We start from the raw sequence: 13,134 nt of genomic DNA, 5'->3' as shown, positions 1-13,134 counted from the left end.
GCGAATCGGCAGCCGAAGCACCACCCCCCTCAAAGCGCCCCCGCCGTCACGCGTACCCCCACCCTCGTGCGTGTCGCCACCAGCTGGCCGTCCTGCGGGTAGGCGTGCCACGTACGCCAGTGGACCTGCCCCTCGTGGCGCTGGGCGAGCAGCGCGGTGAAGGCGTGCGGGCTGCCGGGGAAGACGCCGGCGAGTCCGTTGGGGTGGTCGGAGACCAGGGCAAGTAACTCCTGCGCCCGCCCCGCGAAGGACCCGCGGGAGAGCGTCTCGACGCGCGCCGCGAACTCGTACTCCCAGTCGCCGACCCGCTTGGCCACCCCGAGCGGAAGTGGCGTGCTGCTGCCGGCGATGCACGCGACGGTTTCCGAACAGCTGCCCCGCTCCTCCTCCAGGAGGACCTGGTGGGACGCGCCGAGGAGCCGCAACTGCAGTCTGGCCCCGTCGAGTTCGAGGTCGAGGGTCGCGAGCGCGGGGAGCGGTTCGCGCCCCAGGGCCCAGGCGAGATCGGCCGCGCGCGTGTCGGTGTACGAAGTATTCAGGGTCGTGAGCATGGGTCGGCTCCGCTAGCACGCAAAAAGGGAGGTGGGGGTCCGGCGCACCCGGTCGGTACCTCGGTACCGGGGGATCGGCCCGGTCAGCCCGGTCTGCCCTGTGGGGAAGGGACGATCCGAGGGCTGCTTTGGTGTTTTAGAGGGAATCATGAACTGTGGCGCCACCACAGCGTTTTTACCCAACTTCGTAGGGTTTCCATCCCCCCGAGGGCTCCACAGTTCAACTGTTCAACTACGGCGTGCGCCGGGGCGCGCGGATCGAAGCGCCCCGGCGCACCGTAAGGGGCGCGGGGCGGTGACATCTTCGGCTCCGCCCCGCGGGCGCGACCAGCCCCCACCGACCCGCTGCAGAAGCCCCTTCCCCGGCCCCGCGCCCCACACCCCCGGCGAGGCTCAACTGCCTCCGCCGCACCCCCCGCCGCCCCCGCACGACGACCCGCCTCCGCAGGACGAGCCGCCCCCGCACGACGAGTGCCCACCGCACGAGTGACCCCCGTGGTGCCCGCCGGACGAACCGCTGCCGCAGGACGACGCGGCTCCCCCGGCCCCGCCGGCCCACCAGCTGCCGGAGCTGTCCGAGGACCTGCCCCGCGAGCGGCGGCCCCGCGCCGAACCCGACAAGTTCTTCGAGAGTCCGACCTTCTTCCGGCCGCGGGCGGCGGCACGCAACGACACGACGAACAGGATGAAGACGACCGCCAGGATGAAGCCGATGAACATGGCGTCACCCTCCTTTCGTTACCCCGAAGCGACCCCCCGTGGGCGCCTCGCTTCTTGCGTGCCAGGGGGATGCCCTCGCGTCTCACCGGCCAAAGCCGAGTTGAGGAAGTTCAGAGGGTTCCGCAGCGTCAGTGCCGGGTCGAAAACTTCCGTGAAAGAGGTGAGCGGCGGGGCAACCCTGCCCTCGCCTCATGAGTCACACACGCGCCACCTGTTTCACCTGTTTCCCATTGGTCCGGAAGGGGCCCCACTCTCTGTGATGACTCGTACCCGGCTGACCGCGCTGGCCGCGACGGCCACCCTCGCCGCCACCGGCGGCCTGATCACCGCCTCCCCGGCCTCCGCGGCCGTCACCTGCACCTCTCCTGTCTGGAAGGCGCAGTACTTCGGCAACTCCACCTTCAGCGGCACGCCGAAGCTGACCGCCTGCGACTCCGCCATCAGCGAGAACTACGGGTACGGCGACCCGAGCGGCGTGACACTGCCCAAGGACAACTTCTCCGTCCGCTGGGCCCTCACCCGGGACTTCGGCTCCGGCGGCCCCTTCCGGCTCTCCGCCGCCACGCAGGACGGCATGCGCGTCTACGTCGACGGCGTGCGGAAGATCGACCTGTGGAAGAACGTCTCCACCACCGCCCGCAAGACCGTCGACCTGACCGTCCCGGCCGGCAAGCACACGATCCGCGTGGACTACGTGGCCTGGACCGGCGTCGCCAACGCCGCGTTCACATACGCCCCACGCACCGAGGCCGCCGTCGACAAGGTCAAGCCGCTCGCCCCGACCGGCCTCACCGCCGCGTACGACCGGGACACCACGAAGACCACGCTGCGCTGGGCCGCGAACAAGGAGATGGACCTCGCCGGTTACCGCGTGTACCGCCGGCTGAGCACCACCCAGTGGGCGAAGGCCGGCGGCCCGTCGCTGCTGACCTCCCCGTCGTTCGTGGACGCGACGCCCGCCACGGGCCAGACGTTCCTGTACGAGGTCCGCGCCGTCGACAAGGCGGGCCACGAGTCCGCCGGCAGCCCCGACGCCACCGCCGCGACCGTGGACCGCACGGGCCCGGCGGCGCCGACCGGTCTCACGGTCACCAGCGACGCGTGGTGGGCCACGCTGGCCTGGCATGGGGGCGCCGACGCCGCGAAGTACGAGGTGTACGCCGCCTCCGCGGCCACCGGCCCGTTCACGCTGCTGGGCACGACGACCACGACGTCGTACCGCACCGACGCGCCCATGAACACCGCCCGGTACTACCGGGTCCGCGCCCTCGACGCGCTCGGCAACCCGTCGGCGTACGCCACCGTCACCGGCGACGGCGTCGACCGGACGCCACCGAAGTCCCCGACCTCCCTCGGCTCCGTCGTCCGCCCCGGCTCCACCGAGGTGTACTGGAAGCAGCCCGACGGCTTCTACGAGGACTTCGACAACGGCGGGACCTACCGCGTCTACCGCTCGCCCGGCAAGACCCTCGACCCGGCCGCGCTCACCCGCGTGACCTGCGCCGAGGGGAGCGACGCGACCAGCAGCGGCGGGGACTGCCACGACCTGGGCATGCCCGCGGGCACGTACGTGACGTACGCGGTCGCGGCGGTGGACCCGGTCGGCAACGAGTCGGCGCTGTCCGCCCCGCTCGTCGTCCGCACCGGTGACCGCGTCGCGCCCGGCCCGGTCACCGGCGTGAAGGCCACCCCGCGCGCCGACGGCGTGCTGGTGAGCTGGGCGGCCTCGACCGAGGACGACGTCGAGGGCTACGTGGTCCGGAACGGCACCCGGCAGGCGGACGGCACGGTCAAATGGCTCGGCACCAGCGACTGCTGGGAGGGCACGAGCGACCCGCTCGCGGTGCTGTGCGGCGACGTGCCGGACGGCGAGACGTACGTGTACTCGGTCGTCGCCAGGGACCGCTGGGGCAATGCGCTGCTCCCGAGCGACCCGAAGGTCACGGTCGTCGAGGCCACCGAGCTGGACGTCCGGCCGTCCGTGACGGTCACCCGGGACTGGGACCTCGGCACCATGGGCTACGACACCCTGAAGGGCGGACCCGGCGTGAAGGGGCCGTCCATCAACTGGGAGTGCACCAAGACAGCCGAGTGCGACACCATCGCGGGCTACCGGGTCAGCCGGTGGAACGCGGCCACGGAGGCGTACGAGCCGCTGCACGCCGGACTGCTGCCGACGGATACCCGTGCCTACACGGACACCACGGCCGCGCTGGGGACCACGTACTTCTACACGCTGGAGGCGGTGCGCGCCGACGGCAGCGTCGCGGGCACACACGTGTGGAGCTGCGTCTTTCAGGACCGCGTCTAGTCCAGGACGGCCGGGGACGGCTCTTCCCCTGCTCAGAGGTGGTGCCTTCGGTACCACCTCTGAGCAGGTACCGAATCGTGAACGTAAGTTGAGGAAGTCCAGAACTTCGGCGCAGGATGACCGGCATGACCTCCAACGGCCGCCGCCCCCTCCTCAACCGCCGACTCGCCGAGTTCGGCACGACGATCTTCGCCGAGATGTCGGCCCTGGCCCTGAGTACCGGGTCGATCAACCTGGGCCAGGGCTTCCCCGACACGGACGGGCCCGAGGAGATCAGGGAGGCGGCCGTACGGGCGCTGCGCGACGGGCGCGGCAACCAGTACCCGCCGGGCCCCGGCGTGCCCGAGCTGCGTACGGCGATCGCCGCGCACCAGAAGCACCGGTACGGACTGGCGTACGACCCGGACCGCGAGGTGCTCGTCACGGCCGGTGCCACGGAGGCCATCGCGGCGTCGCTGCTCGCGCTGGTCGAGCCCGGTGACGAGGTCATCGCCCTGGAGCCGTACTACGACTCGTACGCGGCCAGCATCGCGATGGCGGGCGGGGCCAGGATCCCGGTCACCCTGCGCCCGCACGAGGAGACCCGCGACGGAGTCACCCACCGGCGCTTCCGGCTCGACCTCGACGAGCTGCGCGACGCGGTCACCGACAACACCCGGCTGCTGCTCGTCAACACCCCGCACAACCCGACCGGCACCGTCCTGACCCGCGAGGAGCTCGGGGAGATCGCGAAGCTCGCCGTCGAGCGGGATCTCCTCGTCATCACGGACGAGGTGTACGAGCACCTGGTGTTCGACGAGGCCGAGCACCTGCCGCTGGCCTCCTTCCCGGGGATGCGGGAGCGGACGGTCACCATCGGCAGCGCGGGAAAGACCTTCTCCTTCACGGGGTGGAAGGTGGGCTGGGTGACGGGCACGCCGGACCTCGTCACCGCCGTACGGTCGGCCAAGCAGTTCCTGACGTACGTCGCGTCGGGGCCGTTCCAGTACGCCGTGGCCGAGGCGCTGACGCTGCCGGACACGTACTTCGCGGCGTTCCGTGCGGACATGCTGGCCAAGCGGGACGTGCTGGCGGCCGGGCTCACGGAGGCGGGGTTCAAGGTCTTCCAGCCGGCGGGCACGTACTTCATCACCACCGACATCCGGCCGCTCGGCGAGTCCGACGGCTTCGCCTTCTGCCGCGCGCTCCCGGAGCGCGCCGGGGTCGTCGCCATCCCGAACGCGGTCTTCTACGACCACCGGGAGGCGGGCGCGCCCTTCGTGCGGTTCGCGTTCTGCAAGCGTACAGATAAGTTGCGCGAAGCAAGCGAGAGGCTGGCTGAGCTGCGGAAACAGCACTGAAGCCCCGTCCACGCGCACGGGGGCAGCGCACGAACGGGGCTGTACCGGCCGCTGAGTGTTGCTCGCCGTCCGGAGGACCGGGGCCTACTCCTCCCGCGTCACGCGGGCATGGTCGGTGAACACGCGCCGGAAGAGTCCGTGACCAGTTTGGCCGGTGTGCCGCAGACACCAGTCCTGCGCCATTTCCTGATCTTCCTGCGGTCCGGACTCCTCGCCGCACCCGACCGTGACGCAAAACGCTTCGTACGTGATCCCGCCCTCTGGTGCATGCCGGATCGTGTGGGGCACGTACCGCAAGACTGCACGCGTCATAGACACTCCCCGCGAGCATGGTTACGGATCTCCACGTTCACGTCAGAGACGCGGGAAAGGTCCCCCCGCATCCTGGCTTCTGTGCGCTGTAAATCGAGTGCTAAGCACACCCGACAACCGGCCGTAGGTTCAGGTTCGGGCTCCAGCCGCAACGGCAACTCGACCGGTGCTGTGCTGTATCTCGTCGGCTCGGTCATACCCCGATGCTTCCGGCAGCGAGGGACTCCCTACAGGGACGCAACGGCCTAGTTTCACCGCCTTACTTGGCGACCCCCAGGAACTCAGCGAGTTTCCGCAGACCAGGGGGGTGCGCCGGTCCCGCCCAAAGGTCACTAACGATGGCCACCGCGAGCGTGTGATGGCGCATCCACGCCGGGGCGATCTGCCGCAACTTCTCAAGAGCCTTCACAGCACCTTCGGCATTGCCTAGGTCCGCGTGGGCCCGCGCCACGTCGAGCAGTAGCCATGTACGCCATGAGGGCGGCGTATCCGTGCTGAGGCGCATTCCCTTGGCCAGCGCTAGGGCTTCCTCGGGGCGCGCGTGCTGAACAGCGAGCCGAACGCGCTCAATGCGAACGGATGAGCGACTGAAGACGCTGACCATCTTCCCGTCAACAGGGGGCGGGAGTGTCGCCAGTCGGCGCGTCGCATCCTCGGCCGTCGTCATCATTTCCGAGGCTTTGGTGTAGTCGCCAGACCGGGCGGCGGAAGTGGCAGCGGACATGATGAGCCCACCCCACACGCGTACACCCTCGGCGGTATCAGCACTGTCCCGCTCAATGCCATCGGCCATGTGGACGGCGATTCCCTCGGCGTCATCTAGCCGGTTGGTCCGCTGGTACGTCCATGCCACCGAGTTCCCCACCATGGGAGCGAGTAGCGGGTCTGACGACTGCTCGGCAGCATTCATCGCGCGTTCGAGGGCCGAGAGCGCTAGATCATTCTTGCCCAGCCTCACAGCCAAGTGACCGGCTAGCTGTAGCGACTTGCCCAAGGCCGCCTGTCCCGCTGCTCTCTCGTCAACATTGCCCACGGCAGCAACGAAACGAGCGTCAGTGATGATGCCCGGTAGCACGTCCATAAGACGGCCAAACTCAGCATCGTGGTAAAGCGTCCAGGCATCGGCAATCTCGCGCCTGAGGAGCGGTAGGGACAGCCGCTCAGCGCCGTTCGGCTCGGGTGGTGGGGCGAACAGTGGCGGCATGATCGCGCGGCGCACAGCAACCAACTGAGGCGGGTCTGCTTCGCCGGTGGACGGCACGCCGGGCGGGTCCCCGAGTAGGGCCGTCAACTCCACGCCAAGCCCCCGAGAGAGAGCGTGCAAGGTCGGCAGTCGTGCGCTGTGCTTCCGCTTCTGCTCAAGTTTTCGGACAACGTCCACGGACACGCCTGAGCGCTCCGCCAACCCCTCTTGCGTCAGGTCTGCCAGTCGGCGCAGACGTGCCAGCCGGTCGCCCAGGTGCTCAGCCATGCCTTCGAGGCTACGCCGAGCATGGACAGCACGTCAGCGGCGCGGATCTACCAGGGCTGCCACACATATCTGACGGATCGCCAGGGCAATAAGGCCGCCGTACACCACCAGGCAAGCCGTAGCGACGGCACGGACTCTTCCGCATCGATCCTGCGCACCCGCCACGTCTACAAGTGGCACGGCGACGCCCTGAACTGGGTTGTCAAGAACCAACCGCACTGCCCAAAAGATGATCGATCAAAGGTGTCCGGAAGGTCACAGGGCACTTCCGCAGACAATTGGGACCGGGGCAAGGTGCAACGGGAAAGGGTCAAAGCGAGGACTTTGGCGGCACTCAGTGCCACGAATGGACCCGATGCCCGACCCCGAGTGCACTCTCCTGAGCCAAATAGGGGATGGTAGAGACAGTCAGGGAAATCAACAGCCGCGACCCGTGGGGCACTTGACGGAGGGGTAACGAATCATGAGCGACCGCAACGCCTCGGGAATCGATCGCAGTACGCCCGCACTAGACATCAGGATCGGTGGATTCCGCATGACCCTCCAGCGACTCCCGGTACGGCTACTGACGTTCCTGGCCACCTGTGTCGGATCTGCATTTACTGCATGGATGACAACCCGGTGAATCCGTTGGGCCCGAGTGTCACTCAGTTGCAGCCCAGTCCGATACGCGCTCGGGGAACTGGAATTCGTCGTCCCGGGAACGCTGGGCAGGCGCTCTTGACCATCTGCCTTCAAGGCCAGCAAGGTTGGGCCCATGGATGCAGGATTGGCCGCAGTACTCGGGGCGTTGGCAGGCTCGGTAGCGACGATTGGCGCAGCGCTGGCAACAGGTTGGGCGCAGCGGGAAGGCGCGCGTATTGCTGCTCGCTCAGAACATCGCCGGGAACGGAGAGGGCCACGCCACGCTGTCTACAGAGACCTACTGGAAGCGGCAACAACGTTCCACCGGGTAGTAGGTCACTATGAGTTCTTCGACGCAGAGGTGCCCGACGATCTGCACCTTCAGGAAGAAAATATTGCCGGTCTCTTGCAGAAGCAGGCGGCAGTCAAGAAGACCGCCATTGAGGTAGCGTTGGCAGGCCCCAAGGAGGTCGGCGAAGCCGCTATGAAACTTGCCACATGGAGCGATGACCTATTCATGTATGTGGCGGCGCTTACCGCTCTCGGCGACGCACGGGAGCCAGCAGATCAGCGAACTTGGAGATTCACTACCCAAAGAGCAACCAATGCGAGCAAGCGGTACGGACGCGCTTTGGAAGAGTTCGTCCCTCGTGCGCAAGCCGCGTTGGATGATGACGGCAGTCGGAAGTAAGCGCCCTGTACAGATGGGGCAGACATTTACGCGACGCATGGATCTGCCTTTCGCTGTTTACGTTCTTACGCTCTGTAAGGGGCCAGCCGGCTCGGATTTCTCATTTCTATGCAGTTCCGGCAGGATTTTGGCCCAGACCCCCGGGTCTGAATTTCGCAGCGGTGTCCCCTGTACGCGGGATTCTTGGCTACCCGGTAGATGTACTGCGGCGACCAGTTACCGCCGCTCGGGCATGGGATGCTGTCAGCGGTGAGGCGTGCTGCAATCTTCGGGGCGGTCGCTCCTTCGGAGAGCTGAGAAACAATCCGCCGGATCACGTCGGCTTTCGTCGGGCCGTCCGACTTTCCAGGGATAGCCAGGGTGTGGTCGGCGACGAGCTTCCGCCCTTTGGTCTTGCTCAGCCCGTAGGGAACGCGCGGGGCCAACCAATATCCCTGGTCCTTCGAGTAGCGCCATGAATCCGAGACGCGGCCCGAGAGCTGGTCGCTGAATTCCTTCGCATCTTCGGCGCGCCACATAATCATGCGGCGGTCCTTCTGTTCGCTCGTGTCGAGATTGTCAGCGCCGAAGAAGATTCGCCGACCTTCGAGCCGTTCCATGATGGTGAGAACGGCCAGCGCACCACGACGGCTGAAACGGTCCAGTTTGTACGACCAGAGGCAGCGAACTTCGCCGGTCTCCAGCGCGTTCAGCCCAGCGTCATAGCCAGGCCGCTTCACGTCCTTCGAGCCGCTGATGCCGTGGTCTACCCACACGTGGCGGGGCGTGTACCCGTTCCACTTGGCCCAGCGGATGCCGTCTTCGATCTGCTGGCCGACGCTCAGTTCTGTGTCCCACTGACCCTTACGGGCGACGGACTTCCGGGCATAGATGTCGAGATCCCCGTGCGGGTCAATCGTCTTGTCTGGCGTCGTCATCGGCCGGAACGTCGGAACGCTCACGGGCCCCCCTTGCGTCCTGGTGAGACCCGCAGGCGAGCGGGCTTGCTCGCACTAGAGGGCAAACACTTCCCGTTGCCGCTCATGTCTTCACCGTCTGCAAGCGGACCGAGGTGCTGGAGGAGGCGGCGGAACGGCTCCGCAAGGCATTCGCGCACTGACCGCCGCCCTACGGGGAGCTTTCGCGCCGGAGGCCGCCCGGTCACGGCCGTCATTCCGGCGCTTGCCGCGCTACAGGGACAGACGTACAACTTCTTGCACGTGAAGGGATGGCCGATCGTGAAGACCATGACGTATTCCGAGTCGCGCGCACGCTACGCCGAGGTGCTCAACGCAGTCACCGACGACCGCGAAGAGGTCGTCATCACCCGGGCCGGGCATGAGCCGGTCGTCATCGTCTCCCTCGAGGACTACGAGTCCCTGAAGGAGACGGCGTACCTCGCGGACATTGCCCGGAACGGCAACGAGGGATCGACAAACCGGACCCGCTCAAGCACGGATTCCAGGGCTACTGGTCGCGCCGCATCAACGACGAGCACCGACTGATCTACAAGGCCACCGAGGACGCCGTCCTGATCGCGCAGTGCCACTACCGCTACGAGAGCTGACAGGACTCAAGGATCGAGCAGGCCCGCGATGCGCGTTCGGCAGCGCCACCCTGCGCAGCTCCTCCCGGCCGGTCGCGGCCTCCGTCGTCCCGCGGATGACGTTCCGGGCCGAGGCCGACGCCACCGAGCGGACGGAGTGCTTCTCTGAGCCGGCCGAGGCGCCGTTGATCCGGTCGGTCGCCCGCCACGAGACGATCGCGCGGTGCCCTGGATGAGCGGCCGCATCACGCGACCCTGCCCGTCGGCGGACACGCTTCCCTCAGCGATCAACCGACGCTGTCTGGGCTCTGGCCTGCTCGCCCTCACGATTCTCGTGGCCGGTACGTGGACTTTCCGCTGAGTACAGGGAAGCCGCGGTCGCGGGGGAGACGGGTTCGGCAGGACGCGGTTCCGGGTGTTCGTACAGAGCGGTGACCTCCTCGACCATGCGGACGTTCGAGGGGGGGAGGCCGAGTCGGCGTTCCGCCCTGGACAGCCGACCACGAGCAGCAGGGGAAGCCATCGCGGAGGCCCCTTTCGCGCAGGCTCAGAAGCTTGTCAGCGTCCCCGGCAGGTTGAACGTCCGGGACGTCCCGTCGTCCAGGTTCACCACGGTCGCGGTGTTGTCCGAGACCATCACCCAGCCATCCCGCGTGTGCCGCAGCAGATACGAGTTGTCCATGCCCTTGACCGCCACGCGCCGCAGTTCACGCCCGCTCGTCCGGTCCAGCTCGATGAGGTCGCTGTCCTCCCCGCGGTTCACCGCGACCACGACGGCGTTCTTCGACGCCTGCACGGCATCGACCCGTCCGCCGTGCACACTCACCACCGTTGCCTCGTCCGCGTGCTTGAGGGTCACTTTCACCGTGGTTCCCCGGTTGTTCCCGGCGGGGGTACCGGCCAGGACCGGGGTGCCTGCCCGACATGCCAGTTGCTGCACCTGAACACCGCCGGCCCCGCCGGCCTGCCTGGTCCTGCCGGTGGTGAGGTCGAGCACACTCACCTTCGTGTCGGATCCCTGTCCGGTAGCCAGGCACACCGTGTCGCTGGACGGATCGGACGCCGCCAGCGTGACCGATCCCGGCACCCGCACGTCCCGGACCTTCTTCCACGTCTTCGCATCGCGTACCAGCACACTGGTGGATTCGCTGTCCGCCGTGGCAGCGCCCTGATCGCTTCCGGCGCTTTCGGAGGAGCCGTGAACGGCCGCGACCAGGCTCTTGCCCGGCACGAGTTCACGCAGCCGATCCGTAGTGTCATCGTCCTTCTCAGCCAGGGCGTGCCCGGCGGTGTCCAACGTGAAGAGCCGGTCCGGACGCTTTCCCTTGCGGGGCGTCGACAGCCACCATGTCCCGTCGGCCAACTGCACGAGCTGAGGAGCCTGCACGTCGTCGTCGCCGTCCTTCTGCGGCACAACAGCCAGCGCCTGCGCGTGGTGGGCCTCGGGATCGATGCCGACCAGCACTGTGTGTCCGGCGACGCTCGCCGTCACAAAGGTCTGCGATCCCTTCCAGTCCGTTCCCAACTCCACATCGTCGGAACCGGAACAGGAGGCCAGCAGGGCAGCGGACACCGCGAGCGCGGCGTACGACATCTTGCGCCGCATCACAGGGATCACCAATCCTTCATGGCTTCGGTGGGGGACATGCGCGCGGCACGACGTGCCGGGAGCACGGCGCCGGCGGCTACGACGACAACTGTGGCGACCGACAGGGAGATCAGCGTCGACGTCCCCGGCAGCGGCACCGCGTCGCGCACATACGGGGCGATGTCTCCGATACGCCGAAGACCGGCGGCCGCCGCGCTGGAGGCTCCCACCGCCAGCACCACACCGGCCGCGGCCGCCACCACCCCGGCGATCGCCATCTCCGCCACGAGCATGCCCATCACCGAGCGGCCACGGAAACCGACTGCCTTGAGAATGCCCACTTCCTGGGCCCGCTGCCGCCCCAGTGCACCCGTCACCGTGACCGCGCCGGCGAAGGCGAGCACGCCCAGGACGCCGAGCAGTACGTTCCCGGTCAGCCTGACCAACCGCAGCACTCCGGGAAGCGCCTGAAGCTGCTGCTGCAAGGTGACGGCCGGGTAGTTCATCCTCTGCACGGCCTTGAGCACGCCCGGTACCTGAGAGGCACTGTCAGCCACCACCGTCAGCTGATCCCAGCCCGACGTGCGCAGATAGTCGTCGGTCGTCTTGCCGGCCGCGGCCGCCGCCCACTTCACCACGGTGGCGTCGTCCGCATACGCGACGTCCAGGCCGTCGAACTGCCAGCTCGGGTCGTACAGGCCCACCACCTTCACCCGGTCACTCACCGTGTCCCCCACGCCGGGCCGCACATATCGGTGCGCGTCCACCGTCACCGTCCTGCCCACCATCGAAGACAGGTCCACCCCGTGTGTGGAGGCGGGGAAGACCACCTCTCCACGGTGCAGCGGGAACAACTGCTTGCGTATCGACTTGACCACGGGGGGCGTCAGCGCCTCGCGATAGGTCGTCGCGTACAGCAGATCGGCCCCCTCGGGGTTGTCCCGTACCGGCATGGACACCTGAAGCCTGTGCTGGACCGACTCCACGTGAGCGATCCCCGCCAGACGCTTCTCCGTCGCCTCCGTCAGCCGAGCCGTATCAGGACCCCCGTCCGGCGAGTCGACCGTGACCGACCGGTTCGCCGTCGACTCCCCGACCTTGCTGGTCGTCGTCCCCTGCGCGTTCGAGGCGATCCCGATCGCGCTCAGGCACACCGCGCCGACAACCGCGACCATCGCCACCAGCCCCAACAGCCGCCTGCGCAGCGCCTGTACGTTCCACCACGCCACCTGGAACAGGTTCACAGCTCACCCTCCCGCGAACCCCGGGAGTGCGCCCAGGAGCGGCCGTTGGTCTCGTCCTGTGCCGAAAGAGCCGCGTCCCGGCCCAGTCGGTGAACGATGTCGGCCGCATCCGCGACCGCCTGGTTGTGCGTGACGACCAGCACTCCCCGCCCGCCTTCCGCCAACTCCCGGAACAAGCCCAGCAACAGGGCCTCGCTCTCGGTGTCCAGGTTTCCGGTGGGTTCGTCGGCCAGCAGCAGCGGTGGATCGTTCACCAGCGCCCGGGCCAGCGCCACGCGCTGCTGTTCGCCCCCGGACAGCTCGCCGGGCCGGTGCTCGCACCGGTCTCCCAGCCCCACGCGCTCCAGCAGACCGCGCGCCCGGGCCTCTGCCTCCCGGCGCCTGCCGGTGTACGGAAGCAGGACATTGCGCAGGGCGCTGTGCTGCGGCAGCAGGTTGTAGGACTGGAAGACGAACCCCAGACGTCGGCGCCGTAGGTCCGCGAGCGCGCCGTCCGACAGGCCGCGGGTATCGTGGCCCTCCAGATCCACCCGGCCGGTGTCGGGTTTCGTCAGCAGCCCGAGAATGTGCATGAGGGTGGATTTACCCGATCCGGAATGTCCGACGAGCGCGGTGACACATCCCGGCGCGACAGCAAGATCGATGTCTTGGAGGACGTCGACCCGCTGGCCGCGCAGCGTATAGGACTTGCCCACCCCACTCGCCGTCAACAGCGTGCTCAAGGAGGTTCTACTCACTTTCTGTATCGAGGAGTCGT

At 67.8% G+C, this 13,134-nt stretch carries 12 protein-coding genes; 5 read left to right on the top strand and 7 right to left on the bottom strand.

The window, feature by feature from the left end; genetic code table 11:
* Nucleotides 1-29 precede the first annotated feature (29 nt).
* Complete coding sequence (locus ACZ7M3_RS25690; RefSeq protein ID WP_472065850.1) at nt 30-551, bottom strand: DUF2617 family protein; 522 nt, start codon at nt 549-551, stop codon at nt 30-32.
* A 979-nt stretch (nt 552-1,530) separates the two neighbouring features.
* Between ACZ7M3_RS25690 and ACZ7M3_RS25685 the strand changes: the two genes are divergently transcribed.
* Both ACZ7M3_RS25685 and ACZ7M3_RS25680 read left to right on the top strand, forming a co-directional pair.
* Complete coding sequence (locus tag ACZ7M3_RS25685; protein ID WP_472065848.1) at nt 1,531-3,582, top strand: PA14 domain-containing protein; 2,052 nt, start codon at nt 1,531-1,533, stop codon at nt 3,580-3,582.
* 116 nt (nt 3,583-3,698) lie between these two features.
* The gene (locus tag ACZ7M3_RS25680; protein WP_472065846.1) at nt 3,699-4,922 is read left to right on the top strand and encodes a pyridoxal phosphate-dependent aminotransferase; all 1,224 of its coding nucleotides are present in this window, start codon (nt 3,699-3,701) and stop codon (nt 4,920-4,922) included.
* An 84-nt stretch (nt 4,923-5,006) separates the two neighbouring features.
* Here the strand turns inward: ACZ7M3_RS25680 and ACZ7M3_RS25675 are convergent, their stop codons facing one another.
* Together ACZ7M3_RS25675 and ACZ7M3_RS25670 are read right to left on the bottom strand one after the other, a co-directional pair.
* Nucleotides 5,007-5,234: a DUF7848 domain-containing protein gene (locus tag ACZ7M3_RS25675; RefSeq protein ID WP_472065844.1), complete on the bottom strand. Its 228-nt coding sequence runs from the start codon at nt 5,232-5,234 to the stop codon at nt 5,007-5,009.
* 259 nt (nt 5,235-5,493) lie between these two features.
* A complete protein-coding gene (locus ACZ7M3_RS25670) occupies nt 5,494-6,705 on the bottom strand; it encodes a helix-turn-helix domain-containing protein (protein WP_472065842.1) in 1,212 nt (403 codons plus the stop codon).
* 757 nt (nt 6,706-7,462) lie between these two features.
* Here ACZ7M3_RS25670 and ACZ7M3_RS25665 point away from each other — a divergent pair.
* Entirely contained in the window at nt 7,463-8,020 is a 558-nt protein-coding gene (locus tag ACZ7M3_RS25665) for a hypothetical protein (protein WP_472065840.1), read from the top strand.
* 65 nt (nt 8,021-8,085) lie between these two features.
* Here the strand turns inward: ACZ7M3_RS25665 and ACZ7M3_RS25660 are convergent, their stop codons facing one another.
* Nucleotides 8,086-8,961 (bottom strand): recombinase family protein, encoded by an 876-nt coding sequence (locus ACZ7M3_RS25660; RefSeq protein ID WP_472065838.1) that lies wholly within the window; start codon nt 8,959-8,961, stop codon nt 8,086-8,088.
* 276 nt (nt 8,962-9,237) lie between these two features.
* Here ACZ7M3_RS25660 and ACZ7M3_RS25655 point away from each other — a divergent pair, with 276 nt between their 5' ends.
* Together ACZ7M3_RS25655 and ACZ7M3_RS25650 are read left to right on the top strand one after the other, a co-directional pair.
* Entirely contained in the window at nt 9,238-9,504 is a 267-nt protein-coding gene (locus ACZ7M3_RS25655) for a type II toxin-antitoxin system Phd/YefM family antitoxin (protein ID WP_472065836.1), read from the top strand.
* A complete protein-coding gene (locus ACZ7M3_RS25650) occupies nt 9,483-9,566 on the top strand; it encodes a hypothetical protein (RefSeq protein WP_351536717.1) in 84 nt (27 codons plus the stop codon). Before ACZ7M3_RS25655 ends, ACZ7M3_RS25650 begins: the two co-directional genes overlap by 22 nt.
* A 526-nt stretch (nt 9,567-10,092) precedes the next feature.
* Here ACZ7M3_RS25650 and ACZ7M3_RS25645 read toward each other — a convergent pair.
* Genes ACZ7M3_RS25645 through ACZ7M3_RS25635 form a run of 3 tightly spaced genes read right to left on the bottom strand, consistent with a single transcriptional unit; the run spans nt 10,093 to nt 13,099 of the window.
* Nucleotides 10,093-11,139, bottom strand: coding sequence for a hypothetical protein (locus ACZ7M3_RS25645; protein WP_355615428.1), 1,047 nt, complete (start codon nt 11,137-11,139; stop codon nt 10,093-10,095).
* Nucleotides 11,140-11,159: 20 nt separating this feature from the next.
* Nucleotides 11,160-12,377, bottom strand: coding sequence for an FtsX-like permease family protein (locus tag ACZ7M3_RS25640; RefSeq protein WP_168509846.1), 1,218 nt, complete (start codon nt 12,375-12,377; stop codon nt 11,160-11,162).
* Complete coding sequence (locus ACZ7M3_RS25635) at nt 12,374-13,099, bottom strand: ABC transporter ATP-binding protein (protein ID WP_472065834.1); 726 nt, start codon at nt 13,097-13,099, stop codon at nt 12,374-12,376. Before ACZ7M3_RS25635 ends, ACZ7M3_RS25640 begins: the two co-directional genes overlap by 4 nt.
* Nucleotides 13,100-13,134: the final 35 nt, after the last annotated feature.

It is taken from the genome of Streptomyces sp. NPDC111656, from assembly GCF_055656965.1.
The sequence above is the reverse complement of the archived record's forward strand: the minus strand, read 5'-3'. Positions and strand labels throughout refer to the sequence as shown.